Origin of the sequence: Ralstonia sp. OTU4908 (genome assembly GCF_038440115.1) — a bacterium.
In the GTDB taxonomy this organism is placed as follows: domain Bacteria; phylum Pseudomonadota; class Gammaproteobacteria; order Burkholderiales; family Burkholderiaceae; genus Ralstonia; species Ralstonia pickettii.
In genome coordinates this window covers 15,100-41,527 of the sequence record NZ_JASATD010000014.1, presented here as the reverse complement: position 1 = coordinate 41,527, position 26,428 = coordinate 15,100, and the positions used below count along the sequence as shown (strand labels likewise).

34 protein-coding genes are annotated in these 26,428 nt (G+C 61.5%); 28 read left to right on the top strand and 6 right to left on the bottom strand.

Going from position 1 to position 26,428, the window contains the following annotated elements:
• The first annotated feature begins 4 nt into the window (after nt 1-4).
• The 25 genes from AAHM38_RS14150 to AAHM38_RS14030 all read left to right on the top strand — a co-directional run bounded on the left by AAHM38_RS14150 (nt 5) and on the right by AAHM38_RS14030 (nt 18,611).
• Entirely contained in the window at nt 5-223 is a 219-nt protein-coding gene (locus AAHM38_RS14150) for a PRTRC system protein C (RefSeq protein ID WP_012435678.1), read from the top strand.
• Nucleotides 216-434 carry a hypothetical protein gene (locus tag AAHM38_RS14145; protein ID WP_012435679.1) on the top strand — a complete coding sequence of 73 codons (219 nt, stop codon included), beginning with the start codon at nt 216-218 and terminating at the stop codon, nt 432-434. The genes AAHM38_RS14150 and AAHM38_RS14145 overlap by 8 nt, the downstream gene beginning before the upstream one ends.
• Nucleotides 435-445: 11 nt before the next feature.
• Nucleotides 446-1,459 carry a PRTRC system protein F gene (locus AAHM38_RS14140; protein WP_225694731.1) on the top strand — a complete coding sequence of 338 codons (1,014 nt, stop codon included), beginning with the start codon at nt 446-448 and terminating at the stop codon, nt 1,457-1,459.
• Nucleotides 1,460-1,467: 8 nt separating this feature from the next.
• The gene (locus AAHM38_RS14135) at nt 1,468-2,190 is read left to right on the top strand and encodes a PRTRC system protein B (RefSeq protein WP_012435681.1); all 723 of its coding nucleotides are present in this window, start codon (nt 1,468-1,470) and stop codon (nt 2,188-2,190) included.
• Nucleotide 2,191: 1 nt separating this feature from the next.
• The gene (locus AAHM38_RS14130; protein WP_012435682.1) at nt 2,192-2,833 is read left to right on the top strand and encodes a PRTRC system protein A; all 642 of its coding nucleotides are present in this window, start codon (nt 2,192-2,194) and stop codon (nt 2,831-2,833) included.
• Between the two features lie 5 nt (nt 2,834-2,838).
• Nucleotides 2,839-3,630 carry a PRTRC system ThiF family protein gene (locus AAHM38_RS14125; protein WP_029674028.1) on the top strand — a complete coding sequence of 264 codons (792 nt, stop codon included), beginning with the start codon at nt 2,839-2,841 and terminating at the stop codon, nt 3,628-3,630.
• Between the two features lie 279 nt (nt 3,631-3,909).
• Nucleotides 3,910-4,440, top strand: a complete 531-nt coding sequence (locus AAHM38_RS14120) for a hypothetical protein (RefSeq protein WP_021197371.1) — start codon at nt 3,910-3,912, stop codon at nt 4,438-4,440.
• 372 nt (nt 4,441-4,812) lie between these two features.
• The gene (locus tag AAHM38_RS14115; protein WP_012435685.1) at nt 4,813-6,888 is read left to right on the top strand and encodes an SPFH domain-containing protein; all 2,076 of its coding nucleotides are present in this window, start codon (nt 4,813-4,815) and stop codon (nt 6,886-6,888) included.
• Nucleotides 6,889-7,008: 120 nt separating this feature from the next.
• Entirely contained in the window at nt 7,009-7,284 is a 276-nt protein-coding gene (locus tag AAHM38_RS14110; RefSeq protein ID WP_225694722.1) for a hypothetical protein, read from the top strand.
• Between the two features lie 192 nt (nt 7,285-7,476).
• A complete protein-coding gene (locus tag AAHM38_RS14105) occupies nt 7,477-7,806 on the top strand; it encodes a hypothetical protein (protein ID WP_021197373.1) in 330 nt (109 codons plus the stop codon).
• Between the two features lie 319 nt (nt 7,807-8,125).
• Nucleotides 8,126-8,551: a hypothetical protein gene (locus tag AAHM38_RS14100; protein WP_012435688.1), complete on the top strand. Its 426-nt coding sequence runs from the start codon at nt 8,126-8,128 to the stop codon at nt 8,549-8,551.
• A 252-nt stretch (nt 8,552-8,803) separates the two neighbouring features.
• Nucleotides 8,804-8,968 carry a hypothetical protein gene (locus AAHM38_RS14095; RefSeq protein WP_012435690.1) on the top strand — a complete coding sequence of 55 codons (165 nt, stop codon included), beginning with the start codon at nt 8,804-8,806 and terminating at the stop codon, nt 8,966-8,968.
• A 15-nt stretch (nt 8,969-8,983) separates the two neighbouring features.
• Nucleotides 8,984-9,280 carry a hypothetical protein gene (locus AAHM38_RS14090; protein WP_012435691.1) on the top strand — a complete coding sequence of 99 codons (297 nt, stop codon included), beginning with the start codon at nt 8,984-8,986 and terminating at the stop codon, nt 9,278-9,280.
• Nucleotides 9,281-9,657: 377 nt separating this feature from the next.
• Nucleotides 9,658-10,041, top strand: coding sequence for a glycine zipper 2TM domain-containing protein (locus AAHM38_RS14085; protein WP_012435692.1), 384 nt, complete (start codon nt 9,658-9,660; stop codon nt 10,039-10,041).
• Nucleotides 10,042-10,111: 70 nt separating this feature from the next.
• Nucleotides 10,112-10,348 (top strand): hypothetical protein, encoded by a 237-nt coding sequence (locus AAHM38_RS14080; protein WP_012435693.1) that lies wholly within the window; start codon nt 10,112-10,114, stop codon nt 10,346-10,348.
• 10 nt (nt 10,349-10,358) lie between these two features.
• Entirely contained in the window at nt 10,359-10,592 is a 234-nt protein-coding gene (locus AAHM38_RS14075) for a hypothetical protein (RefSeq protein WP_012435694.1), read from the top strand.
• A 181-nt stretch (nt 10,593-10,773) separates the two neighbouring features.
• Nucleotides 10,774-11,154, top strand: a complete 381-nt coding sequence (locus tag AAHM38_RS14070; protein ID WP_012435695.1) for a hypothetical protein — start codon at nt 10,774-10,776, stop codon at nt 11,152-11,154.
• Between the two features lie 12 nt (nt 11,155-11,166).
• Nucleotides 11,167-11,637, top strand: a complete 471-nt coding sequence (locus tag AAHM38_RS14065; protein ID WP_012435696.1) for a hypothetical protein — start codon at nt 11,167-11,169, stop codon at nt 11,635-11,637.
• A 295-nt stretch (nt 11,638-11,932) separates the two neighbouring features.
• On the top strand, nt 11,933-12,364 hold the full coding sequence (locus AAHM38_RS14060; RefSeq protein WP_021197375.1) for a hypothetical protein: 432 nt from the start codon (nt 11,933-11,935) through the stop codon (nt 12,362-12,364).
• Nucleotides 12,365-12,486: 122 nt separating this feature from the next.
• Nucleotides 12,487-12,867, top strand: coding sequence for a hypothetical protein (locus AAHM38_RS14055; protein WP_012435699.1), 381 nt, complete (start codon nt 12,487-12,489; stop codon nt 12,865-12,867).
• 85 nt (nt 12,868-12,952) lie between these two features.
• Nucleotides 12,953-14,491 (top strand): hypothetical protein, encoded by a 1,539-nt coding sequence (locus AAHM38_RS14050; protein ID WP_012435700.1) that lies wholly within the window; start codon nt 12,953-12,955, stop codon nt 14,489-14,491.
• 280 nt (nt 14,492-14,771) lie between these two features.
• The gene (locus tag AAHM38_RS14045; protein WP_012435701.1) at nt 14,772-15,836 is read left to right on the top strand and encodes an ATP-binding protein; all 1,065 of its coding nucleotides are present in this window, start codon (nt 14,772-14,774) and stop codon (nt 15,834-15,836) included.
• 76 nt (nt 15,837-15,912) lie between these two features.
• The gene (locus AAHM38_RS14040; RefSeq protein ID WP_012435702.1) at nt 15,913-16,836 is read left to right on the top strand and encodes a hypothetical protein; all 924 of its coding nucleotides are present in this window, start codon (nt 15,913-15,915) and stop codon (nt 16,834-16,836) included.
• A gap of 9 nt (nt 16,837-16,845) precedes the next feature.
• The gene (locus AAHM38_RS14035; RefSeq protein WP_012435703.1) at nt 16,846-18,063 is read left to right on the top strand and encodes a vWA domain-containing protein; all 1,218 of its coding nucleotides are present in this window, start codon (nt 16,846-16,848) and stop codon (nt 18,061-18,063) included.
• A 143-nt stretch (nt 18,064-18,206) separates the two neighbouring features.
• Nucleotides 18,207-18,611 carry a hypothetical protein gene (locus AAHM38_RS14030; protein WP_021197377.1) on the top strand — a complete coding sequence of 135 codons (405 nt, stop codon included), beginning with the start codon at nt 18,207-18,209 and terminating at the stop codon, nt 18,609-18,611.
• A 174-nt stretch (nt 18,612-18,785) separates the two neighbouring features.
• On the opposite strand, the gene AAHM38_RS14025 is transcribed toward AAHM38_RS14030, so the two are convergent.
• The 6 genes from AAHM38_RS14025 to AAHM38_RS14000 all read right to left on the bottom strand — a co-directional run bounded on the left by AAHM38_RS14025 (nt 18,786) and on the right by AAHM38_RS14000 (nt 22,640).
• Nucleotides 18,786-19,064: a hypothetical protein gene (locus tag AAHM38_RS14025; RefSeq protein ID WP_231887671.1), complete on the bottom strand. Its 279-nt coding sequence runs from the start codon at nt 19,062-19,064 to the stop codon at nt 18,786-18,788.
• Between the two features lie 129 nt (nt 19,065-19,193).
• On the bottom strand, nt 19,194-19,883 hold the full coding sequence (locus AAHM38_RS14020) for a hypothetical protein (protein WP_012435707.1): 690 nt from the start codon (nt 19,881-19,883) through the stop codon (nt 19,194-19,196).
• 10 nt (nt 19,884-19,893) lie between these two features.
• Complete coding sequence (locus AAHM38_RS14015) at nt 19,894-20,625, bottom strand: hypothetical protein (protein ID WP_012435708.1); 732 nt, start codon at nt 20,623-20,625, stop codon at nt 19,894-19,896.
• A 159-nt stretch (nt 20,626-20,784) separates the two neighbouring features.
• Nucleotides 20,785-21,168 (bottom strand): bactofilin family protein, encoded by a 384-nt coding sequence (locus AAHM38_RS14010; protein WP_012435710.1) that lies wholly within the window; start codon nt 21,166-21,168, stop codon nt 20,785-20,787.
• A gap of 10 nt (nt 21,169-21,178) precedes the next feature.
• On the bottom strand, nt 21,179-21,859 hold the full coding sequence (locus tag AAHM38_RS14005) for a hypothetical protein (protein WP_012435711.1): 681 nt from the start codon (nt 21,857-21,859) through the stop codon (nt 21,179-21,181).
• A 193-nt stretch (nt 21,860-22,052) separates the two neighbouring features.
• Nucleotides 22,053-22,640: a hypothetical protein gene (locus AAHM38_RS14000; RefSeq protein WP_012435712.1), complete on the bottom strand. Its 588-nt coding sequence runs from the start codon at nt 22,638-22,640 to the stop codon at nt 22,053-22,055.
• 640 nt (nt 22,641-23,280) lie between these two features.
• Between AAHM38_RS14000 and AAHM38_RS13995 the strand changes: the two genes are divergently transcribed.
• The 3 genes from AAHM38_RS13995 (at nt 23,281) to AAHM38_RS13985 (ending at nt 26,361) form a co-directional block, all read left to right on the top strand.
• Complete coding sequence (locus tag AAHM38_RS13995; RefSeq protein WP_342234294.1) at nt 23,281-23,598, top strand: DUF7696 family protein; 318 nt, start codon at nt 23,281-23,283, stop codon at nt 23,596-23,598.
• Nucleotides 23,550-24,827 (top strand): recombination directionality factor, encoded by a 1,278-nt coding sequence (locus AAHM38_RS13990; protein WP_182594178.1) that lies wholly within the window; start codon nt 23,550-23,552, stop codon nt 24,825-24,827. Before AAHM38_RS13995 ends, AAHM38_RS13990 begins: the two co-directional genes overlap by 49 nt.
• 121 nt (nt 24,828-24,948) lie before the next feature.
• On the top strand, nt 24,949-26,361 hold the full coding sequence (locus AAHM38_RS13985; RefSeq protein ID WP_342234293.1) for a metallophosphoesterase family protein: 1,413 nt from the start codon (nt 24,949-24,951) through the stop codon (nt 26,359-26,361).
• Nucleotides 26,362-26,428 lie beyond the last annotated feature (67 nt).

The following is a 26,428-nucleotide window of genomic DNA, read 5'->3' as shown; positions in this document are numbered from 1 at the left end:
AGCCATGGCTATCACCATCAACACGGTCAAGCGCGAGTTTTCCTACAACGGCATGACGCTTGCCGATCCGGGAACGCAGTTCACTCCGGACCAAGTGCGCGACATGTACACCGCCCAGTATCCCGAACTCACCACGGCAGCCGTGGAGGGTCCGGAGTACAAGGGGGAAAACGCTGTGTACAAGTTCGTGCGTGCCGCGGGCGCAAAGGGCAACCATGCGTAAGCGCGATCTGATGAATGCGTTGGCCGATCCGGTCAGCATCAATGGAACTGAGAAACCGCCCGATAGGGCGGTTTTTCTACATGATGAGGAGGTGGAATCGTGTTGTTCGATTCTTGCCAAGGTTTATCAGGCTTCAGTGAAAGCCTCACCGGCGGGGCGGCATGTCGATTCGATTCCCCTGCCGGACATAGAGCTGCCGATGGTTTTCTAACACTCCCGGCCATTTCACAATGCGTTCCAGCGATTGCACGCCTTCGGCATACCGACGAGGGAGACCTTACCGGTCTGATACGGGCGCATTTCGAGGCTGGTCCGCTCTCGCCGCGCGACGCTCGCTCCAGCGGCAATGCTGGTGACATGTTCGCAGAGGCGATGTTCGCGTGGCTGCGGCGACGCACACCGACGTGCAAGCGGCTTCTGTTTGGGTTCGCTTTGCTCGACCAGGCGGCAGCACGCGATCAGGTCGATCAGTTTGGATGGGAGACGGACCTCTCGGCGCCGTTGTACTTGGCGATCGAGTTGCCTCATGAGCAGATCTTCGAGATTGGCGCACGGATGCACCCACTGCAGCGCGCCCACCCCGGGCTCTTGTGCTCTGTGATGGCGCTGATCAACGAAGCGTCCTGCAACTCGCTCTTCTTGCGCACACCGAGTTACTTCCTGGAGATGTTCGCCAGGTGGTGGTGGGATTGGGATGAGGGTGTGTCCGACGAGAACGCGAGGGAGAGTCTTGCTGATCGCCTTGGGGCTGACAGTGAGGACATCGAGCGCTACCTGCCTTCCAATGTTCGTCCGGTCCTGGCGCCGGAAGAAATGTTCCCCGAGCGCGGCAAGCGCAAGGGCCGGAAAGGCCCTCGGCGGTCCGTTCTCAAGAGGTCGGAGGTGCTGGAGCTGGCGCGTTCGTCAAGTCGCTGGATTCAGCGGGTATGCCGCGCGATGCTGCAGCTGGAAGATGCACTGCAGCGCGCCAAGGGCTCGAAGCTCTTCGAACATTCGCAATGGGCCGAACCTGCATATTCGGCCGCTTCCATTGCGGTGTTTTCCGAAGAGTGGATCGGCGAACTGCTGGATGACCATTTCGAATGCATTAGCAATAGCGGAGAGGCGACGATGTACCAGGTGCTGATTCCGCTGGCGAGCGACCCGCAACAGGTGCCCAAGCAGTATGAGGACCTGTCGCGCATGTTCGAGATCGTAAAGGCTCTCGACCAATTACTGACCATCATTTCACGATAGGAGGCCCCATGGCCAAGATCTTGACCGCCAGTCGGTCTCATGACGTGGCCCTGCAAGGGGCCATTTTGCTGTATGGGCCGGCCGAGGGGCAGTTCACATACTCGACGGCACACCGCATCACTCACGAGGCGGGGACTCGAAAGCCTGCAATCGGCCCGGGTGTTCCGCTCAATCGGCGAGCACTCATTCACGCTGTGACCCAGGTTGCTTTGTCAGCGTTGCCGAAGGGCGAGTTCCTGACGCCGAACGTACTGTCCGTGAGCACGCGCGCCGTAACGTGGTGGTGCCCGCCGGCGATTCGCCGGGTGTTCTTTCAATGCAAAGAATTGGGTACGCGCAGTGCGGTAGTGCCGCACCCGGGCTTGGTGTTCCAGGCGGCCAATGACGGGTTCAGCGTGTTTGCCTTGATGGAGGACGTCAGGCCGACGCCGGAATCCATGCTGCACGAGCCGCCGTACTTCAATACGTGGGACGTGGGAAGGATTTGCATCGGCTCTGCGCAGGTTCCGAAGCAGATCGATGTCGCTTCGATTGCCGGTTGGGAAGAAGCCTTCTTCTCGTCGGCCTTCACGCATCCAAACCGCGGCGCCCAACGCGTCAAGTTCGAAAGAGGTGTGTACGCCTTCTGGAAGGAGATGCTCGATGGCAACTTTGCCGAGTACCCGAAGGAAGTGCTCATTCCGTTGAAGAAATCGCTCGGTGATCTCATCGCCGGCAAAGTTGGAGGTTGAAATGCATCCGATGGACATGACGCTGCAAGCGTCTTTCCCGACGATCATGGTGCCGAAATTCGGTAGCCTGACACCATTGTCTGGTAGTGGTGAACGCCTGCTGGTGGGAACCAACGGCGTGTTCCTCGAAGTGGTTCGCCCGTGGCTGCGGGTAGTTCGCAAGATCGCAAGCTACGAAGTCGAAACTGCCGTCCCCTACGGGACTGTCAATGAGGAGACCGAGTTGCCATGCGGTCAACTTCCAGCTGAACTGGTTGGCCAGTTTGGCGAGATGGCGCGTGCGTCGATGCCGAACGAAACCGGTGCTTGGATCGTCTGGAATGGCGTCTCGTGCGAGTTCCGGCTCGTCCCTGTCGCAATCTTGGATCACGGCTCCGGACATCTGCGTTACGACCGGCCGGTGCTGCAGGAAAACGAGCACTTGGTCATGGACTGCCATTCCCATGGCACGTTTGAAGCCTTCTTCTCGGGAACCGACAATCAGGACGACAGGCACGACGTGAAATTTGCGTTCGTGCTGGGCAACTGCGCAAGCATTCGCCCGTCCATGGCGTTAAGGTTGTGCGTCAAGGGCATCTTCGAACGTGTCCACGACATACCGGCCGCCTGGAGGCAGAAGTTCGGCATTCGGGAGGTTGTGTGACCAAAATGACGCATAGCATCCCTCGCGCGATGACAGAGCGGGCATGGCGCATTGCTGTAGTAGGCGCCGGCGGAACGGGGAGTGCGGTTATCCCAAGTCTGGCGCGGCTCCATCACGCCATGCTCGAACTTGGCCATCCCGGTGGTATCGACTGTGTCGTCTATGACGATGACACGGTCAGTGAGAGCAACGTCGGCCGCCAGGGCTTCTATCCAGCGGATGTCGGTCGGCACAAGGCTGCTCTTCTGGTCAATCGGTTGAATGTGCTCATGGGCACCAACTGGCAGGCGGAAGTGCAGCGTATCAATGCCAATGATCGGTTCTGCTGTGATTTGGTCGTTGGATGTGTGGATACGAGGGCGGCGCGAAAGGCCATCCTCAAGGCCATGCAACGCGGCACGGGCGGCTACTATCTCGATTGCGGCAATGAGACCGATCGTGGTCAAGTCATCCTTGGCCAAGTTCGCGGCCGGGCTGAACATCGCCTACCTCACGTCGGCGACCTGTTTCCTGAGCTGATTGATCCGAAGCGCGATGCAAAGGACACGGCGCCGTCTTGTTCGATGGAGGATGCGCTGCGCAAGCAGTCGCTGGTCATCAACCAGGCGATTGCAGTGCAAGCCTTCAATTTGCTTTGGACATTGTTCCGCACCGGGACGCTGCAGTACAGCGGTGTGTTTGTAAATCTCGAAGCGGGGCGCACGAGTCCGCTCCCGGTAGACCCGGAGGCATGGGCGCGATTCGGGTACGTGCCGAGTATGCGCAAGGCGCAGAAGCCGCCGCGAATTGCTGCTTGATTGAACATGGCCATCCTCCGAAGGATGGCCTTTTTTCTTTCTGAGCGGCATTGAGAGTCGACCGGGATGTTGTGCTGCAGCCGCTGCGCGAGGTTGCCTAGGAGTGCGCAGAACGTGCCTCTGGTGCGTGTTCCTTTGCATCGAATATCCTGCCTTCTTATCTCGCGCTTCTCGCGCATCGATTCCGCGCCACACGGTGCTACCAACAGGCCTTGCCACGTTCTTCGGGGCATCTTGGCTTTCATCCCACCGGGAACTCATTCCCGGTGCGGGCATGGGTTGCCTCGCATTGACGCCGAGATAGAGCGCACCAACGCGGAGCTGGATGCGCACATTGCCCAGTCCACGGCTTCCGCCGAGCAGAGCGCGGATCTGCTCGCCCTGCTTGGGCAGGTGAAAGCCAAGAAGGTGCCGTTGCCCGCCCAGGCAGAGGCACAGATCAGGAAGATTGCCGATGTTGCTCGCGAGAGGACAGCATTGAATTCTCGTCGTCAGCAGACCAGTTCAATGCCTTCCAGACAGCAGTTCGTCGGAAGCGACAAGCTGTCCAGCGACAGCGATGATTTTGATCTCTGGCTGTACATGGCGACAGATGTTCCGACCAGCCTGAGAACGCTGCTACTCAGTGCGCTCAACTCGTATCATCATGGCATGCCGACTGATTCACATGGACAATTCTCGGGCGCTGGGACGTCCGGGAACTGGGGCGATGACGCTCCGGATCAGAGAGCCTCGGATGCTGCTGCAGCTGCCATGGGGCTCGAAGCGCTGGCTATCTCGACAGATGACAGTCTCGGGCGCTACTCCTGACACGTTCGAAATCTTGAGCAAGCGGGGACGCGAGATGATCGAAGAGGCGAAGAGCGAGAACGCACCGAGCTTCTTCCTGCCGCCTGGGGGGAGCAGCTACTGCCGGACGCGTCCTCGGTGAAGTGCTCGCAGTGCCAGTGTTCGGATAGTGGGCCGGCCAAGCCCATACCCGATGCCAGCCATTGAATCCGAAGAAAGGCGGCAGAAAAAACAGGGCTCTTGTCGATCATTCTGTTCTGCGCGACAGACATAATCGTGTTGCGGCGGTGCCAAGGTTTGCGCGCACAACGCCGTTGCCCCCAAAGGGTTTGCAACTCCTGACCAGGAACATGTTCCTGGCAGTGCAGAACACACAAGAACCTGGATTTCTCTATGGATTACCTCCTCGGTCATATTTGGCAGATTGTGGGTGCAATCGCAGTGATCAGTATCGCAGCAGCCTACCGCCAAGTGCTCTGGCTGTTTGGCGTCATCATCGTCCCCGATGACAGCATTGGCGTCGTGACGAAGAAATTCGTTCTCTTCGGCTCAAACCGCAGTCTCCCCGACGGGCGCATCTTGGCGCTGACCGGCGAAGCTGGTTACCAGGCGGACACGCTCGCCCCGGGCCTCCATTGGGCGCTCTGGCCGTGGCAGTACGCAGTTGAGCTGAAGAAGTTCGTGACGATCCCGGTGGGGAAGGTTGGGGTCGTCGAAGCCTGTGACGGCCATCCTCTGCCGAGCGGCCGCATTCTTGCGAAACGCATCAACTGCGACATGTTTCAGGACGCGCGGCAGTTCCTCGAGGGAGATGGCCAACGTGGCCCGCAGATCGATGTAATTCCGCCGGGCACGTATCGGGTCAATCCCCTGCTGTTCAAGGTCACGCTCGCGGATACCATCACGATCCCGCCCAGCCAGATCGGCGTCGTGGAAGCCCGTGACGGCTCACCGTTGCCGGCGGGCCGCGTAATCGCCAAGCAGGTAGTGTGTGACTCCTACCAGGATGGCGCTTCGTTCCTGGAAAACGGTGGTGAGCGTGGGCCGCAGAGTGGCATCATCGCCCCGGGTTCCTATCGCATCAACCCGGTACTCTTCGATGTCAATGTGGCCGAAGTGGTGGACATTCCCGACAACAAAGTCGGCATCGTGACTACGCGCGAAGGCAAGCCCTTGGGGCGGGGCGAAATCGCTGGCCCGGAAGTGCCTGACCACAACATGTTCCAGAATCCGCAGGCGTTCATCCAGAACGGGGGCTGCAAGGGTTTGCAGGAACAGGTGCTCCTCGCCGGCCGCTACTTCATCAACCCGCGCTTCGCCACCGTTGACGTCGTCGATATGACCGAGGTACCGATTGCCCACGTCGGCGTGGTGATCGCCTATGTCGGCAACGAGGGACGGGACGTTTCCGGCGATTCCTTCAAGCATGCCAACCTCGTCTCGCGTGGTGAGAAGGGAGTATGGGCCGAGCCGCTCGATCCGGGCAAGTATCCGATCAATCCCTACACCCACAAGATCCGCAATGTGCCGACCGCAAACGTCGTGCTGAACTGGGCGGCAGGGAAATCGGAGGCCCACAAGCTCGACGCCAATCTGTCGACCATCACGGTACGCTCGGCAGATGGCTTCAAGTTCAACCTCGATGTCAGCCAGATCATCCACATTCCGCGCAACGATGCTCCGAAGGTCATTGCCCGATTCGGTGATATGTCCGCGCTGGTGACGCAGGTCCTTGAACCGACCATTGGCAACTACTTCCGTAACAGCGCCCAGGCCTCCGACATCATCGACTTCCTGCGTGAGCGGTCGAAGCGTCAGGACGACGCCCGAAAGGCCATCGGTGACGCGCTGGCTGAGTACAACGTCGGCGCGGTTGACACGCTGATCGGCGACATCGTGCCACCCGAGCAGCTGATGCAGACCCTGACCGACCGGAAGCAGGCCGAGCAGGAGAGAGTCACGTTCGAAACCCAGAAGCAAGCCCAAGCCGTCCGTCAGGAGCTGGAGCAAGCGACGGCCCTGGCCAATACCCAGGCGAAGGTGGTCGACGCAGAGCGTCAGGTGTCCATCTCGGAGTTCAACGCTCGGGCGGCGGTGAAGCAGGCCGAGGGTGAAGCGCAAGCTAAGACGATCAACGCGGAAGCGGACGCCAAGGTGGTCAGGCTGGTGGGTGAAGCGGAGGCCGCGAAGGTCGAGGCCATCGGTACCGCGGAGGCCAGCGTCATCAAGCAGAAGATCGACTCGATGGAGAGCGGCAACTACGCCGTCGTCCAGGTCGCGGAGGCGCTTGCCGGCTCCGGGATGAAGCTGGTGCCGGATGTCGTTGCAACCGGCGGCAGCGGTAGTGGTGGCGGTACTCTCGTGGAAGTGCTGCTGGCCAATCTGATTCGCGATGGCATGCACAAGGGAAGTGGTCTGCCCTTGAATGGCGAGTCAGCGGTCAAGCCCGAAGCCCTCCCGGCCCCCTAAGCCAGCGCGATGAACGCGGGGAGACATAACATCGGGACGGAGCATTGGCGTGGTGCCGGGGCGCCTTTTCTGCGTCAGCGCGCGAAGCGGGGATTGGGCCGACTGTTACTGACGGCCCTGATGTCAGCTCCAAGCGTTGCGCTCGTGTTGGCGGATCAACTGGTTTCGGCCACGCACGAACTGGAGCTGGTGCTCTTCAATACGCTGCTTGCCAGCACGCCGGGCCCGATCGCGGAGGAGGTCTATCGAGCGATCGCCGGTGCCGAGAGCACCATTCGCGTGCTGCAGCGGTCGATGTTTGCGGCTCTTGTCGTGGCCACAGGCTTGGGGGCGGTGGGTGTCTTCCAGGTCTGGCGCGGTCCTCGCAAGCGAGCAGATGAGCCTCGCCGTGCTTAAGCTCCCGGTGATGGCGGCGCCGTGTCGAGTTGAGGTCGTGGGCGTGCCACCAGTGCGCCCACGGCCTTTGCCGTGCGAAGTCGCGCGTCTGCGTTGTGAGAGCGTACGAACGACCATTCGGAATGTCTGGTGCACACAATGAACCCCGAACCCAAGCCCAAAAAGCCACTCAGGTGGCGGATTCTCGCCCTCATGGTGCAATGCGCCGCCGTGGCGATCGCACTGAATGCGGTGCTGGTGCTATTTGGCGTCATCTCGAATCCCGCAGAGCAACGCCGCGAAGTTGATGCCGTGACGTACCGCATCCTGGCGGACGGCTATACGGCGGGCTCACCCGTGTACCGCGCAGCCGTTCGTGATGCGGTGAAAGAGCGTGGGGCGATCATGCTCGCTGATCGGGAGCGGCTGATGGGCATGTGGGCCAAGGCCGCGCCGGTTGGATATGGCGTGCCCGCTGCTATTGGGCCGCGCGAAACCGAGCGAGCGCGCCTTCTGCGCCTTGTGAAAGGCGAATCAAACTAACACTGCCAACAGTTTGCGACTACGTAGACCGGCTAGGAACTTCTTTCGGCGTGTGTGCGCTTCGCGCGTCGGCTACGCAGGTAGAAGGAAAGGGTGAATAAAACAAGGGCGCAGGCTATGCCAACAACACTACTTGGCCAAATCGGATTGGCACTCATCGGAGTGCTCTTCATGTCGGCTTTCAGCCTGGGGGTGATTGCACCATTCAATCGATCGGTTTCATTCGGCGTGATCGCCCTGTGCATTGCGGCGGCAGTCGCATCGTTCGTCATACCGGGATAGGAAAAACGCCGGCTGCGCCGGTAGAAGGAAACAGACCATGTCAATTGCGAACAACAGTACCGATCCGCAGCACCTGCTGGGGCACCTGGCCAGCCAGCCTGTCGCAGCACCGTTCAAAGTGGATTTGTCGAAGCCGACCGACTTGGTTGAAGCGATGTTCGGGCCAGGCGCCAAGATCGTGCATCCGTGCGATGCATTTGCGCGCCGGGCAGGGTGTGCGGACTGGGCGTCTGCGGTGCAGGCGATGAAGGCAGGCAAGGTGCTGGTCGCGCAGGGCCCCAAGGTTGGAAAGTCGATGATGGACCTGATGATGTTCATTGAACAGGTTCGTTCCGAAGGACTCCATTCCTACGCAGACGACCTTGGCCGGATCTGGCTGGGGCTGAAAGAGAACTTTCCGCAGTCCGTGCTCGACCGGCAAGAGCAGGAACAGCATCTGCGTGACCTTCTCATTGGGCGGTAGAAAGAAACATGCCGAGTCGCCGGCCGCCACACTGGGACGAACCACTCTCGCCGCTGTGTGAACACGGCAACGGCTATAGCTGCAAGCATTGCCGCGAAGTGCTTCCTTTCCCGACAGAGCCGTTGCCTCACCAGACCGGGCATCGCCCCAGCGGGAGCAAGCACATTCGCAAGGTGGCGGCCTACAGGACCAGTGATAAGTGCGAAGGAAAGACGCCGGCACCGCGCGGGCTGACGAAATAGGACAACGACGATGAATGCAAAATATGCGCTGCCGGGGTTAGTTGATGCGGTTGGTAGTCTTTTGTGGATGCAGGTTGATCGCTATTCGTTTAGTTCGTACTGGTGGGTTTCAACGCTGATCGCTTTGCTGGTTGCCATGGCCTGGATGGTGGCAGACGGTAAGGCGGAAGGTTGATCGGAAGAACGGATAATGCGTGAGCACGTTGAAATGCAGCTCGGCGAGTGGTTCGTGCGCTTGTTCTGCAAGCTGATCGCACTCGGCGCCGCGATATGCGGGGCTGGTGGCTTCGCGATTATCGGGATGCGGACCATCCTGCCGCTGCTGGATGATGGCAGGTACGTCGAGACCGCGTGCGCAGCCATCGCGTGTGTCGCAGTGCTGTACGGACTCACTCCACTCGCTTTGGCCGTGGACGGATCGCTTCTCCATGCCTTCGGCATGGAGCCGTTGAAAGGGCTTCGACAGGACCCGAATCAAGAGCGATAGAGGGAAAGCCTCGGACGCCTGATCTGATCGTTGCCGCTGTGAAGGCAACAGTCGGACCCGAAAGGGGGTAGCCGGCCGGTGCCTTTTCGGGGATGCTGCGAGTTTTTCAAAATGCGTGTCGACGGCCCCTTTCCGGCGCCAAAGCAAGCTGCTACGATGCCCTTGCTTTCCGCGTCTTAGGCGCATCGATTCACACCAGTCTTTGGCTGGTATCTCTTCTCCCCCCCTTACGGGCCCTCACGCCCGTAGGTGTGATGGGCCCGTTTTTTTCGAGGCCCATCATGTTCAAGTCCTTTTTCTCCGCTGCTCTCGTCGCCTTCTGCGTTCTAGCATCTGGATGCGCTCTTCAATAGAGCTCGCCCGACGTCTACCGCGGCATGGAAGTCATGCGCCGCGGTGATGCCGAGCAGGTCACTGTTGTTCGCGTTCGCAATGTCACGATCACTGGTGACGATGGCTACATGTCCGCATCAAGCGGCATGCCCGGTCTCATCGGGGCAGGCATCAGCGCATTCCTCGGTGGCCGTTCCATCGGTAACGGCAATGGCCGCTATGTCGCCGGCGCAGTCTCCGGCGCCGTGGGCGGTGTGATCACGCAGCAAGTCTCCCAGGTGCTGAACAAGCGCCCGGGCGTAGAAGTCATCGTTCGCACGGATGCTGGGCGAACGTTGGTCGTTACCCAGGATGCCACGCAGCAGTTTGTGGCTCGGGAGCGTCTGTACATGATCTCCAGCGCGGCGGGCTTTCGCCTGACCCGCTGATCCTCTTGGTGGCCGCCGCAAGGCGGTCACCGCCCTGTTGGCGCTGCCAACGCTGCTCCCCCTCCACTCAATGGCCACCCCAACCACAGACGATCTGGCTGTCTATCGTCGGGATCACCGGACGCTGGAAGTCTTCAGCCACCTGACGCGTGGCCGCTGTTCCACCGTCTTCTTCTTCGAATTCAGTTCGCATCCCTCGATCGTTCCGTTCCTGATTCCCAGCTACATGCAGGGCATCACGACGGAGTTGATCCGGGAGGCGGGCCAACAATTCTTGCAACGCGAGGCGGCAGTACTGCCCGTCTAGCCGACCCATCATGAGCGAACAAAATCTCATCCGCTGCACTTCCTCGAAGTACCCAAATCCCGGCGAGGCGAGCGACGCTCTCTCGGGTTCCAGCTGCGTCCCGGGCTTTCGCTTCGGGTATGTCGATCAGGATCACCGAGTGGTGGTGTTCTTCGATGACGCACACCCGGAGAAACCTCTGCCCGAACGCAAGGGGCTGTTGCGCGTCACCGCGCGTGTTCCGCTGCCGCAGCTCCAGCGCTAGTCCGCGGCGCTCCATCCCATAGCAAGCCCGAGAGGGCTTGCCCAACTGCCAACAGTTGGGCAAGCGCTTTTGATCGCGTCACCGACGCATCGAGCTTTGTCTGGCATGCCCAGACCATACCCATCGCGGGACACCGTCCCGCTGGGGTTGGTGTACCGCACTCTTTCATAGGACACCAACGATGAAGATTCCTCAATCCTTTACCCGAAGCCGCTGCCCGTCGAACACGGCCGCCGGCGCAATCCTGCAACGTGATGCTTCACGCGTTCTGCGTCGCGTCGCCAATGACCTGGCGCTGCGTCAACGGGAATATTCGATCCGCACGCGTCGCCAGCGTCGCCGCCTGGTCGACGTCTTCGCGCTGCACACCGACGCGCTGTACTTCGAAATCTCGCACGCGCCGGCGGACCCGAAGGTGTTGGTCCGCTATCGCACCTGCGCCGGCCGTCACGATCTTGGCGGCGGCCGCAACAACGCCGTCTGCCTGGAGTCGCTGGCATCGCCGGAAGGTTACAGCCAGCTTCTGGCCAACCTGCGATTCGTTGCCGGCCGCCGTGGCTAAAGCGAGGCCGCCATGTCCAAACTCATCAAGGTCATTCTGCGCTCGACCAGCGGGGACGAGACATCTGGAAGGGCAGCCATCCAGGCTGACACCGATGTTGTCGTGTTGCCCAACCGGTTGGTGCAGCAGATCGAGTCGGCCAAGGCCGCAGGCGAGGCGTACGTCCTCGTTGCTGCCGAGGATGGCTACGAAATGCCGCTCGTGCACGTCGAAGCGGCGACGTTTCGCTTGAACCGCAAGGGCCGGGCGCGCAAGTCGTTGTGGAGCGTGGTGCGAAGCGCACTTCTCGCGCCAACGCGCGATCAGCGCCAGCAGTACGGTCGTTTCGCTCATACGCTGTCGGCCGCGGCGCTGATCGGTGCTGCCAGCTATTTCAGTGGCAGTCGCGCTTGGACGCTGGGTGCCGTGTCCGATGTCGCTACGTTGATCGCCGTCACTGTTGTACTATTTGTAGTAGGCGCTGTTTTGTCCAAAGGAGACTGACCATGACGCTCGGAATGTTCGCCGCTGTCGTCACGACATTGATCGCGGCATATCTGCTGTGGGCCGACCGACGTGGTCGTCAGCTCAACAACGACTAGCGATTGCTCGACGCTGGCCCAGCCAGCCACACCAAATGACGCACCCATTCGTGGGTGCGTTTTTTTTGCCGTTTCGGCTTTGGCCGAAGCGGCAAAAGCCCTCTTAAGGAGGCTCAACCATGATTTCAATCCGTTCACCCGAATGCCAGGCGTTGGCATACAACTGTAAGCTTGACCCCCTCGGGGCAAGCGTTCTCATGTCGCTCTCGCGCGTCTTGTCGTCGGTTGACCCGATCGGCAGCCGGGAGCTGCAGGAGCGTGCCGAATGGGCGGCAGAACTTGCAGGAATGCAGGCCATCGATAGCGACCGCATTCCGGTCTTTGTAGCCGATGGCGGCTCGCTTGAGATGCACTTTCGCGATGGCCGCCGGCAGGGAAAGGAAGATGACGAATACGCCGAGCGTCACCCACCGACCGTTTGGTTTGGCAGGTGGCGAATGGACTTTGACGGTCTGCGCGAAACACGCGCGAGCGTTGCGCAGTCGCCAGCAGGCTACCTCCCGGGGCTGGAAGTCTCGTACCAAGGCGGAGATTGCGACGTGCATTACGGTGAAGCCGTGCCGACGCTTGAAGAGGCTGTTGCAGTCGCAAAGGAGCGCGAGAGCAATTGGCACCAGGCTGACGATTAAATCTCCACCTCAAGTCGCAGGATGGTCGTCAGTCATTGACGCCGCCGCATCACCATTTCATCCAACAACCCACGCGGGGTGCGTCCCCGATGGGGCACTCCGCGTACAACAAGGAGTTCTCCATGGGCCATCAAGTCGTCGGTGCCGGCTTGGCATCATTCCCAGCGGGCGTGACGATCGCCGTGCAGCTCTACACGGATATGCACGTCGCAGTTCATCTGCACGCGGCGGACGACGGTCTGCGCTATGCCTCGTTGTCCACCAACATCCGGCACGCTCCGCTCGCAGACGACGAGTTTGCATTTTCTTCGGGGCTGGTGCCGCAGGATATGTGCCAAGCACTGCTGCACACGGGCGCGTTTGCTGATACCGGGCGCGTCATTCGCAGCGGCTATGCGACGTTCCCCATCTGGCGCATTGCCGACGAGCAACTGATCGGCCAAGTCGTCGCGATGCGTGTCGACGCTGCTGCCGCGACAAAGAGGCGCCGCAAGTCGCACTGACGCGCGGCCTTCAATTCCTTCCATCCCACCAGGGGCAATCGCCCCGGTGGGGCGCGTTGCCCCAGTCCTTATTGGAGCAACGTTCATGTACATCATCACCATCAACCATACGAAGACCGAGACCCGCACAACGATGGCCGGCGTCTTGGCCCTCCTGAACGCCGACAAATCGATTCCGCGCAAATTCACCGCGGACTCGTTCACTGTACATACCGTCGAAAATGGTCCAATCCCCGTCGTTGGTCTGCCACGCGGCCGAATCGGGCTGCGTCCCGACGGCACGGTGCACGAGATCCTCTTGCACGTGATCACCGAAGTCGAGCGGATCATCCTGAAACCGGACGGCAAGCTGCTGCGGCCCTACGAGGTCAGCTTTGAATCCTGGGAAGCTGTCCTTGCCGCAAGCGCGCTGGCCTACGAGAGCGAATACCTGATCGATCCTGAACGCCTGAAGGAGGGCTCGCTTTTCTCGGAGTTCCAAGTCGAGAGTCCGCAGCGCTTCATCACGGACGAGCTACTTCGCCGGTTTGGCTTCGGAACAGGCGGGCCACACGCCTATCCGGGCGGAGGGGCGTGCAAGGGGCATGAATGGCACGTCGCCTACGCGCTACAACGTGGCGAGCGCGTCAAGGATTGCATCCTCAACTTCTACCGTCACACGAGCACGGCGATCCCTCACGGCTTGGAATGGCTGAACGCTCTCATTGAGTTCCCAGTGCTACGCGGCGCGCTGCCGGCGGAGACGCTGCGGGACCTGTGTGATGTGCTCAGACGCGAGAAGATGGCGATGACCGAGCAAAACGTGTCGAAGCTGCTCGCCATCGTTCGGGCCTTGCCGGTCGGTAGCTCCTATATCGACATCGACGACGCGTTCTACGACGCGAAGATCCTCGGCCCACTCACGGCGCCGACACTTCAGCTCGCAGAGGGGCCTGACGCAGAGCCGCTTTCGCCGTTGGCCAAGCGCGTGACGGAGTGCGTCAACGAGAGCGTGTATGAGAAGACGGTGGCGCGGCTTCGGCAGGAGCGGGAGGACGGTAACCTTTCGAAGCGCCGTTTCGAGCTGCAGATGATGATGGCCGAGCGCCAACGCAATTGCAGAAACTACCACTACGGCAACATGATTGCCTCGCTGTTGTTGGAGCGTAATGTCGCTGGGCTGCTCGAGATTCTGGACCAGCCCAACAACAAATCGAGCAAGCGCGCCATTCGTGAAGTCATCGGGGTCAACCTGCTGACGGTAACGGGAGCAGCGCGCCGGCGCGCCATCTTCAGCATGTGCGGGTTCGCCCAGCAGGAGCAGGACGTGTGGGAGCAGCATGCGGCCGAGGCCAAGGCGGAGAAGCGCCGCATTGAGGCCATGGAGCAGGCAAAGAAGACTGCTGAGTCGGTACGCTATTCCGTCGGCGGTGGGCAGGTCATGACCGGCAAGCAGTACGTCGACCTGTGCATCGCGGAAGGCTTCTCGCAGATTGTTCCTTCGCGGCGCGGCAATGCTGTCAGCTACCTCTTCGTCGATCCGAAGCGCGACCTGGGCAGGCCACTGAAGGTGAAGGACGGCACCCTGGACTATGCACGCGCTTGCTTGAGTACACCGGCAGAGCGTGTGCCGGCGTACGCCTGACGCCAATCTCTTTCACGCGCCAGTCCCTGCCCCTCCATCACGGGGGCAGGGCGGCCGTTTCTACCCCCTTGCGCGTGTGGCGCCGCGCCGCGCAACCTGCTAACCTCTCCTTGCTGAAAAGCGCTGTTCGGACTGGCCTGAGCCAACCCAAACACTGTTTTTCCTCGCGTCTCCGACGCATCGATCCAACGCCGGCAGCATCGGCCGTTTCTTCAACCATCCCACAGGGGTCTACTCCCTGTGGGCGTGGATTCCGTGGGTTTTCGTCAAGTGATACCCCATGGACAATACCCTTACCGATCAAGTTACGCCCCTCACCAATCAGGTTTCCCCGTCGCAACTGGAGACCCTGTTGGCTGCCTACATTCCGGCACACCTGCCCGTGCTCGTGACTGGCGCGCCAGGTGTCGGGAAATCCGACATCGCAGCCGCGGCTGCAGAGCGCGCCGGCTACGACCTGCTGATCTCGCATCCGGTGGTCGAGGACCCGACAGACTCCAAGGGCCTGCCGTTCCCCGGCGCGGATGGCCAATCCGCCAGGTTCCTGCCGTTCGGGGATCTGGAGAGGGTGTTACACGCGAAAGAGCCGTTGGTCTGGTTCTTCGACGACCTCGGTCAAGCGTCTCAGGCGGTTCAAGCCGCCAAGATGCAACTGCTGCTCGCGCGCCGCATCGGCGAGCACAAGCTTCCCGAGCATGTGACGTTCTTGGCGGCGACGAATCGCCGGACCGACAACGCCGGCGTGTCTGGCATTCTCGATCCGGTGAAGTCGCGGTTTGCGACCATCGTCGAGCTTGTGCCAAACGTTGATGCCTGGGCGGCATGGGCTGTGAAGTCGCAGCTTCCCGCTGAACTGATCGCGTTCCTGCGCTTCAAGCCGGATCTGCTGGTGGCGAAGGAGCGCACGCGTGATATCGAGAACCTGCCGTCGCCGCGAGGCTGGGGCGCGGTTGGGAAGCAGATGCCCGTGGTGCCAGCTGGCTTGGAAGCAATCGTGTTCACCGGTGCTGTCGGCGCTGGTGCCGCGACCGAGTTCCAGGCGTTTCGCGAGACCTTTCGCAGTCTCCCCTCTGTGGCAAGCGTTCTGTTTGCGCCGGACACTGCCTCCATCCCGGAGGAGCCCTCGGCGCGCATCGGGATTGCGACGGCAGTTGCGAGTCAAACCACGGTCGCGAACATCGATCGCGTCCTCGTCTACGCCGACCGCATGCAAGCGGGCGGTGACGGTGACTGCGCAACGATGATGATCAGCGACGCGATCCGCCGTGACGAGTCTATCGTTTCCGTGCCGGCTTTCATTGCAGCGCAATCCGGCTGGATCGGTGCCGCGATGGACGGCCGGTAAACCGGTTCCCTTTCAAGCAGTACATCCCATGCGGCGAGCTTTGGCTCGCCGCTTTTCATTTCAAGAGGCTATTTCCATGAACATCCTCAACGTTCACGAGCGTGTCATGCTCGCATCCCTTGGCATCTCCGTTTGGCGCGCACGTCGCTTCGATACCCGCGCCACGGAAGAGGTGGAAAAGAACCACGCCACCAAAGACATCGGGCGCTTCAACAAGAAGCTCCTGACCGACGATGCCATTTCTTACAAGAGCGTGTGCAGCATCGCCACGCAAGCACGTGCCTTCTTCAATGCGCACACCCTCGAATACGACCAGCTTGGCGTGCGTTTGCTGCCCACGGCTGTTTACCTAAAGGTCGCTGACCGGCTGCGCGAGTTTCAAGACGAGTTCCGTGAAGCCACGTCAGCCTTTCTCGCCGAATACCCAGCGTTGAAGGAGCAGGCCAAGGGTGCTCTCAACGGGCTCTATACCGAGGCGGACTACCCGACCCTCGAAGCGCTGTCGACCAAGTTCGGTATACGCCTGTCTCCCTTGCCGTTTCCGGACGCAAGCCAGTTCGGCATCAACTTGCCGGCCAACGTGCTGGACGGCATCAAGGCGGATATGGACGAGCGGGTGTTCAGCGCGGTCAAGACGGCCAACGAAGACATCGTCGGCCGCCTCTACGACGCTGTGCAGCACTTCGCCAACCGTCTGTACGCGGGACGCAACGTCCGGCTGGGCGTTGTCGACAAGGTGCGCGAACTGTGTGACCTGCTTCCGACGTTGAACTTCACACAGGATCCGGCATTGACGGACATCCTGAACGAGACGCGCAATCACCTGGCTTGCTACACGGGCGCCGAATTGAAGGATTCGGCCGATCTTCGCCAGAAGGTGGCGGAGAAGGCGATGGAGATCGAGGCGCAGATGGCGGTGTACATGACCGGCGCGCTCAGCACGCCGGCAGCACCGGCACTTGGCGATTCGTCTGCGCTCAGTTTCCTCCTTGCCTCGTGAGGTGTGGCCATGCTCGAACGGATCATCAAGCAGCGTGGTCAACTGGTGCTGAACCACCCTTTCTTCGGGGCGCTGGCGCTTCGTCTGAAGCCTGTCGAAGACCCCACGTGCCACACGTTCTGGGTTGACGGCCGGGCGCTTGGCTACAACGCGCAGTTCGTGGCCACCTTGGACGATCTTGAACTGCGTGGGTGTCTCGCTCATGAGGTGCTGCACCCCGCCAGCGGGCATTGCTGGCGGCGTGGCAATCGCGATCAGAAGCTGTGGAACGCGGCCTGTGACTATGCGGTCAATCCGGTTGTGCTCGCTGCCAACTTGAAGCTCCCGAAAGGCGCACTGCTGGAGGAACGCTTCACTGGCAAGTCAGCAGAGGAGATTTATGCGGTGCTCCGCCAGGAACGGCCACCTGAGGCTCCCCAAGAGCCTCAGGCCCAGGGCGCTCGCGGTACGGGCGCTGGGCTGCCATCGCGCGACCCGAACGCATCCGATGCGGCACAAGGGCAGGGCGCTGCCGAAGGTGGCAACGCCGACGGCAGCCCGACGTATGAGCCCGGCGACATCCGCAAGGATCGCGGCAATGACCAGGCCTCGACGGAGACGCAGTGGAAAGTCGCGGCGATGAAGGCTGCGCAGGTGGCCAAGATGCGCGGCAAGTTCGGTGCGGATCTGCAGACCGTGGTTGACCAACTGGTTACGCCGGCGGTCGATTGGCGTGCGGCCCTCGCGCGCTTTGCAAGCGAGTCGGCCCAAGCCGACTACAGCTGGTCGATACCGAACCGCCGCTTCACGCACCTTGGTCTCTATTTGCCGGCGCTTCATAGCCGGCGGGTGGGGGACGCCGTGTTTGTGCGCGATTCGAGTGGCTCGGTGTTCGATGAAACGCAACGCCAGTTCGCATCCGAGATCCACCGCGTTTTCGATGAAGTGAAGCCATCGCGGCTGATCGTCATCGACTGTGACGCGCGTGTCACGCAGGTGCAGGTGTTCGAGCCCGGTGATGCGCTTGAACTGGCGCCTGTGAAAGGCGGCGGCGGTACCTGCTTCGCACCGCCGTTCGAGTGGGTGGAGGAACAGGGCTTTCGGCCGGCGTTTCTCGCCTATCTGACGGACATGTATGGCACGTTCCCCGAAGTGCCGCCGGAGTATCCGGTGCTGTGGGCCTCAACCACACCGTTGCGCAGAATCCATACCCCGCCATTCGGCGATTGCATCGAGGTCATCGTCTGACCATTGCCCCGGGCCATCCCGGGGCATTTCTTTGCTCCGGCATCGGTTGGTGGGTGTTCCGCCCAATTTGACCGCGTGCCGAAATCGATCAAAATTTTTGTGGCACTCGACATATCTAGTCCTGTGCCCGGAGGAGCAACATCATGATGGACAAAGAAGAGCCGATCGACATCGAGTCTCTTCCTCGCGCGGCCGACCTCGGGTGGATTGGCCGCTGGAAACAGGCTGTAGAAGAGGGTGGTACGGATCTCGGGTTTGACGACTGGTTCGAATCCGCACTGATCGGCGCGGCCGGTGGCCGCGATGGCCAGCCGGTGCAGTATCGACAGGGATCAGTGATCTTCGAACTGCAGCACGGCGCGGATTTCGAGATCGAGCAGGGCGGCAGCGCGAAGCGGCGCTTCCACTGCCTCATGGATGGACACGTACCGTTTGTGTCCTTCTATGGTGATGGCGACGCAGAGCGCCGGCCCTGGATCTCGATCAGCCGGCTGTTCACGGCTGAAGAGTTGCACACGCTCATCCTGGTGCCCGGACCAGCGGCCTGATTTGCGCTAGGCATGGCGAAAGGGCTGATGCGCGAAGCGGCTTTCTGTGGATTTATCCTGAACGCGGTAAACGCGTGTGTCAGAACCCACCCGATGGTGGGGGTGCAAACCAAGGGGGCCAAGTGCCCCCTTTTTCTTTTTCTATCCTGAAGAGCAAGTGCGGCAGCGCCCGCCTCAAAGGTACTCACGCCCTCGAGGGCCATAGGGTTTGGGGTCAGGGGAACCCAATACGTCAAGAACTTCACTGTAGTGCGTGACGACCATGGGTGCACCGGCAGGACCATACGGTAGCGGCATCCAGTCGTTGCGTTCACGGCTGAATTGCAGCAAGTACATGCCGCCGGCGGCATTCGGTAGCAACTGCACCACCCAGACCAGGTACTCCTTATAGGGTGTTTCAGGCGGGGAAGGCTTGCGTTCACGACAATCAATCCAGTCGATCAAGGTGCTCACGGGTTCCACGGCGTCTCCAATGATTTGTTCAACACGATATTCCGACTGGCCCTGTTTTCCGAGCAAAAAACGATGCACGGAGCGATGTACGGTGTGTCTTGTAGGACGAGTCCATCCGGCGCCAGGTTGCTACCCGGCCTTGAGCAGGCGTCGATCGCGCTGCCCGCCCGCTTGGCATGTGAGCACATAGGCCGCTGGCGCGCGCGGTTCCCAGACGATCACCGCAGCGGGTCCTTCCGTGCTGATGCGTGCCTCGGGCATGGTGCAACTCACCGGAATCGGATTCACAGGCGTCCCGTGCGCAGTCACGCGGATCGTAGACCCGCGACCGGTCATGAAATTGCCCTGCAGGCCGGCATACAGGAACGTGACAGTGGGTACGAGCGGGGGTTCGAGACCAGATTGGTCATCAGCCTCGTCGTCGGCGAGCGCGTCGATCTTGGCCTGCAGCCAGTGGCGGTCACTGTCGGAGAGATCGTGGCGGCTGAGCAGCGCCACCAGGAACGCGGTGCCAAGCCATCCCGGGCCGCTGCTTTCACGCTCGCGGATAACCTGCGCCAAATGAGCGGAGGGCTGTGCGCCACCTTCCAGCAGACTGCGGCGTGTGCCGCGCGCCCGCGCGCCTGGCGTGCTAGTCTGCGCAAGGCTGTTGGTCGCTGGTCGGTAGGTGCCGGGCTTGCTGGCGCCGGCAGACCGCGAAATGCCTCCGGCACTACGACTTGCTGTCGAGCTACCGCCAGCGCCACCGCGGCCGGCGTCTGCGACCTGTGCCGCGCTCAAAAGCACGAGGGCAACGGTCAGGGTCGAGATCTTGCGCATGGTGGTTCCCCTAGCGCCCAGCGAGAGACAGCACGGTGGGGTCGAGTGCCGCCTGTTCGGCCTGCCGGATCGCCGCCGTGGATAGGCGGCTGCGTAGCGATTCCGCGTTGACCGGGCGGTAGCCGTCATCAGGATGGCACTCGGCTCGGCAGCGTAACGCCCAAAGGTAGGCGTTGTTCAGGTCATGCAACGAATCGTAGAGCTGCGCGTTGTTCGCCGCTGCGGTCGGGTCGCCCGCCAACCAGGCGCGCGCGAACAACTCTGCCGCCTTGTCGGAGCTACGAATCACGTATTTTCCATCGCGCACGATCTGGCCAGCAACACGCAGGAGCCGACTATTGACTGCGGTACCCGTGGAAGCCTGGGCCGCCGCGAGAATGCGGGGCGCCATGTCGTCGCGTAGGGGCAGCATCGAGTCGCCCTCGAAGTATTCCGCCAGCTTTGCCGGCGTGAGCCGGTCCATCGCTTGCTTGATCCGCGCCGTGCGTGCGTCGTCCAGGTTGGCCATGGCTTGCACAATATCGCCACAGACGACTTCGCAACCAGTCAGGGCATCTCGACCACTACCCTGCAGCGGATCGAGCTTGGCCAGAGCAGAAACCGGGTCGGAGATGGTCTTGGTTGTCTCGATCTCCCGGTTGATCTGCTTGGCTGTATCGGTTGTCTTGTCGCTGCAGGCGGCCAAGCCAAGGCAGAGTGCGGCGACCGGAATGAGGGCGGCGTATCTGGATGCAAGGTGCATGATCGACCTGTCAGTTGGGTTTGTTGGTGCGGCTGGTCAGACAGCCAAAGAGCTGGAAGCGCGGCATCTCGTGTCGATCCATCACGCCGTCGGTGATTTTCATGGTGTTTGCGTCGTGTCGATTTCGCATTGCCGCCATGCTGTGGCGAGAGGCCAGCGTCAGGTACTCGATTCGAGCGCATCTTCGACAGGAGGCGCGGGCGCCGCCGCTGAAAGGCGCGGAATGCGCGTGATGCGACCCTCCAGGTTGGCGTGCGGGCCGAGCCGAATCGTGCCGGCGTAGCGGATCTCGCCTTTGACCGCACCTTCCACCTTGAGAGAGACCTGGGCATTGACGTCGCCTTCGACTGCGCCCTGGATCAATACGAACTGCCCGGTGACCGACCCCTTGATGACGGCGGCCGGGCCGATGTGGAGAAGGCCGCCTGACGAGACGACGTTGCCATTGACGAGACCCAGGATGGAGCCGCCATGGTCCATGTCGACATTGCCGTGAATCGCCATGCCCTCGTTGATGATGCTGATTTCCATCTGCTCTTTCATGGTTTGCTCCTCAGAACATCTTCACGTCGCCGGACGGACGATTCGCTTCCGTGGTGCGTGCCGGTGGTGTAGCGGCGCGCGGTGCCGTGGCGGTTGGTTGGGGTGCCGGCGCGGGCCGCGTAACAGGGGCTTGATCGGGTGCGGTGCGCTCGGTACGCCGAGCAGCGGGCTGAGCCGGGGCTGTTTCGACCTTCTCCGGCGCAGGAACGCGCTCGCGGGGCGCCACCTCGGCTGCGGAAAGGGCGGCTCGCTGTGGTTGAGCCACCGGTGCAGTGGGCGCGGCCGTGACAGATGCTGCAACCGGCGCTGAGGGCGTCGAGCTTCCGATGGCTGCCGGCGTGGCTTGGTTTGCGGCGACTGCAGGTTCCGGCGCCGAGGCAGGGGCGGCCGGCGCTTGCGTCTGTACTGCGTGCGTGACTTGCTCGGGCCCGGCCGCTGCCGCCGAACCCGCCCGGCCCTTCTTGGCGTACAGGTCCCCAAGCCCCAGGCCAGCAATCGTGGCCAGCACGATGAACGCGCAGCAGATCGCAGTAACCTTCAAGGCAGGCTTGTGCTGGTCCCACCGGCGCTTGCCGCCGGCGGCGTAGGTAAGGGCCGGTGCGGCCGCATGATCTTCCGCCGTGCCCATGTCGATCGTGACAGGGGAGTGCGAGTACTGCTGGTGCAATCGGTAGATTTCGCGAATATCCATGGCTCTCTCCAGCGGTTGGGGTGAGGGGGGCGCCTGAGAGGTCGTTTATTCGGTCCGCGATGCCTTCGCGCGGGACGACAATCCCCTCTGGCCTTCGTACCGGCCACTGTTTCGGGCGCCGTGTTGGCTGCTAGGTCGGATATGGCGCCATGCCGGCTGCCATCCCGATGGGTGCGTTGGGTGGTGTGGTTGGCTATCCCGCAGGGGTGTCGCCGTCTTGTGCGCCGTCAGCAGCGAAACGGTCGTTGTCGGGGATGCAGCTCTGGTGGATTGAAGCGATCTTGCTGCCGGCCACTTTCATCGTGCCCTCGAATTCGAGCGCCGATATGGAGTTGGCGACGCGGGCGAAGATGGCGAGCGCGAACAGCCTGTCGTGCTGGTTCAGGAGGCGAATGAGGCGCCCAGACAGCGGATGTGTGACCTGGACCTCAACGGTATCGGTCTCGATGGGGATGGGGGTTTGGCTTTTGTTCGCGTGCCACGCGATGGCTTTTTCGAACCAAAGCTCGGCTTCGCGGAATTTTTCGTCGAGCGCTCGGGTCTTGCCTGACCTGGCGACTGAGAACTTGGAAGAGCAGAAGTTGTACGCGGAGCGCAGGAAATCGCGAACGTACACAGAGGAATAGGTGACTTGAGCACTGGCGGCCGTCTCGGGGACGATCCGCTTAATCCTGTTTTCTCCGACCAGCCGCGCGATCGGCTTGAGTCCGGAGTTGGATGTACTCGGCTGTGGCGCGCCTAATGGCGCCTCAAGTTCCTGGGGGTGTTGGGCAGCGACCATGGTTCATGTGTGGTATCTCATCTCTCACTCGAAATTTTCCGGCACATGAACACGGTGGCTGCTTACAAAAGCCACGCTATTTTGGCGAGCTTTCCGGGATTCCTAATGGATTGTCTGGTGCATACTGCAATCACTCCTCGCGTCATCGACGCATCGAACTGACTCCCTAGCGAGTCCATCTCCTTAAAAAAGTCGTGCCTTGCGCATGCGCCGACCAGTTGGCAACTGGTGTGGAAATCCCCCCTTGTGATGAGTGCTTAGCCAGACACTCCCCATCTATCAGCCGTAATACGCGTTCCCGTGTGTATGACCCTAGGTCATGCCTGTGAACACCGTCTGAGCCCCGGAAATGTGTGGTCTCTCTCTCCAGCGCCTCCGGGTGCAGGACGGTTGTCGTCGACTGATCCGTGAACCTGCGGTGGACGAAAGTCCTAAATGGGTTGTTGTGCGGCGTGAACATGCTGCACGAGAACGACTTTACGTTCTCCCCCCTGAGCGAAGTGCATTGGCACGACGCTCCCTGTGAGCCACGCCCCCGAAAGGGGCGTGGCAGCAGGTTTCTCACAAGAAGCCCGCTTCCGGTTACCGGAGCGGGCTTTTTTTGCTTTTAAGTGAGAGACCCCACACGGAGGAGCTGACCATGGCACTCGAAATGACGTTGCAATCCCAGATCAAGGCGCAGATCGCCGAACTGATCCACGCCCGTCGACCGAAGTACAAGGACCAGCCGTACAGCTGGAAAAATTTTTGCGAGGCGGCGCACGTTGCCAGCCTTTCCGACGCCGCGCGAGCGGCATATCTCAACGAAGTAACGACCCAACGCGGGGCCGACGCCGCCCTGCATCTTGGGGACCGTGCTAAGGACCTTCGTTCCAAAGTCGTTCAGTACCTGAACAACAGGAGCGTTTCATGCACGCAATCCCAACCCACCCAGGCTTCGCGACCCCGCGCAGCATAATTGAGGAGCGGCCCCTGCGGCCGCCCGTCATTGGAAAGATCCGCCCTGGCATCAAGGTCCTCACCAAGAAGGCCAGGGAGAATCCCCAAGCCGTCCAGATTCACGACGCGCTTCTCGCCCAAGGGCTCTCGTTCGAGGACATCGGTTCCGAGATCGAACGAAGAACCGGCCTGAGCTACGCCCTCATCCCCCGCAATACGCCGTACTTCACGTGTCGTGGCAGTGATTTCACGAATCCTGCCATCGCGGAAGAGATTCTGACCCGCTACGGGGAGGATCGCGGCGACGGCCACAAGCTCTGGCGCTTTCCAGTTGTCTTTGCGTTCGATGACTGGTTGCGCAACATCCCCAACGAGCTGGCGGTATTCAACGGCTCAGGGCGGGTGTTCTGGTCGCAGTACGGGGCGGACGGTCTTCGCCAATGCAAGACGTACGCACCTGTCGAGCGCAGCGATCGCGCCAGGCGAGCCAAGCGCATCTTCGGCGGCCGCACGATCATCCTGCGGCAGGACGACGCCATCCCCGATGGCGTATGCGACCCGCAGGTCTGCCCGCAGTACCAGGACCGACACTGCAATCTCACCGCCAGCTTCCTGTTTGCCATTCCGGACATCAAGGGTCTGGGCTTGATCGAGTTGCCAACCAATTCGATCTACGTCCTGCAGAAGGCCCATGCGGCCATGCAGACGGTGGCAATCGCCCGCGGCGGCCGACTGGTCGGCACCAAGTTCTGGCTCTCCAAGCAGGAAGTGGAGATCTCCCGCATCGACGATAACGGCTTGCCGGTGCGCCAGAAGCAATGGCTCACCACGCTGGATGCCGAAATCGACCTGGGCGCGCTGCTGGACGGCGCAGACCAGATCGGTGCGGCGATCGATGTCGGCACGCAGACGGTTGCCCTTCTGGAGCAACCGACTGCCGAGCAGGCCATCACCGCCACGCCGACGTCAGGCGAGGAGGGTGGTCAGCCAGGAGCGCAGAACGAGCCGCCTGCCGGAGCTTCTATCGCCGAGCAGTTTGAACGTCTCATCGTGGCGCTGGGCATGGAGGGGCAGGAAACGCGCGAGCATTTGCGCGTGTATGCACACTCCAAGTTCGGCAAGGGCTGGACCAAGCGCGAGCAGGACATGCGAGCGCTGATCGATGAGATGGGTGTGGCTCTCGTGTCTCCTCCCGCCTTCCGCGAGAAGGTGAAAGCGGAGTTCGATGGCAGTCTGTTCTCAGCTTGACCTGCGCCGGCTTGGCGCCTGGTCGTAGCATCAACGTGCGGCGTCGGGAGTTTCCCCGACGCCGTTTTTCTTTTCCGTTGCTGTGGCCGTTCTGGTCGCAGCTATTCCATAGGAGGTGAGCATGCCCAACGATGGCGAGAGCCTTCACGTGGGTCATTTTTCCGACCTGCACTATTCGACTGAGCGGTTGGTGGAAGCGGACCGGTGCTTCGGTTTTGCAGTGGAGGATGCGATCTCGCGCGGCTGCGATTTGGGTGTTGTTTCCGGCGATGCAACGGATCACCGGCTCGATGCACACACACCGGCGCTTCGCGTGCTGGCCGAACGCATTCACGCGCTGTCGGGTCACATGCCGGTCCTGATGCTGCAGGGGACGTTCTCGCATGAGCCGCCCGGCACGCTGGACCTGTTCCGGTTGATCGGCAGTCGCTATCCCGTGTACGTCGCCGATCGCATCCACCAGGTTGCGCTTATCGGATCGACGTTCCAGCCGTCGGCTGGCCCGCTGTTCACCGCCGACGAGCTGCACACGCTTTTGCAGGAGGGCACGCCCTCTGCGGTGTTCACCTGCGTGCCGACCGTCAACAAGGCTGTGCTGGCGGGCATCGTGGGCGCCATGGAGGCGGCAACCGCCGTCGGCGACCACCTGGCGGTGTTCCTCGGTGCTGCCGGCAAGGTGAATCGGCTGTTGCGTTCCAAGGGCATCCGAACCATCGGTGTGTCTCATGGAACGGTCAATGGCTGCTACACCGAACACGGCGTACCGATGGCCGGTTTCGACCATGAGTTCTCGCTTGGCGCGCTGTTCGAAGCCGAGTGCGATGCCTTCATGCTGGGACACATCCATGCAATGCAGTTGTGGGAACGCGAAGGCCGGCTGGTGGGTTACGCCGGCTCCATCGGGTGCTTCCACTACGGCGAAAAAGGCAAGAAGGGCTACCTGAACTGGCAGATCACGCCGGGCCGTGCAGAAGCGATGCAGGTGGAAACGCCGGCGCGCGAAACGGTCTGCGTCGATTTCGATGGTCCGCCGGATCTGGAGCGCCTAGCCAACATCGCCGAGCAGACGCAGGACAAGTTCGTGCGCATTCGCTGGACCATTGACGAGGAGCATCGCCAGCTTGTCGACCGCGAGGCCATCCGCACGCTGTTCGCCGGCGCCGCGGAGCTGAAGCTGGATCCGCGTGTGTTGCCCGCCGTCAGAAGCCGTGCGGAGGGCATCAGCCGCGCTGCGACTCTCGGTGAAAAGGTTCAGCGTTGGTGCGGTTTGACCGACGTGAAGCCGGATGCGTTGCTGGAGCGCCTGTCCATCCTGGAGGCACTGGAGCCGCAAGACATCGCGGATCGAGTGGTCGCCTCGTTGGAGAGCGGGTCTGCTGCTGACAGCGGTGAAACGGTGGCGTCCGCCACGGCTGAGCCGGTGACAGTTCAGCCGGCCTTGCAGCACGCTGACCAAGTTCAGAACCAATCGTCGTTGGATTGGCTGACCGATGACCTTTTCGCGGCAGATGCCGCCCAACCCTTGAACGTGTGAGCCACGTTCCGACAGCCTTCGGGGCTGTCGAAACTCGGTTTTCCCCGCGTCTACGACGCATCGACCA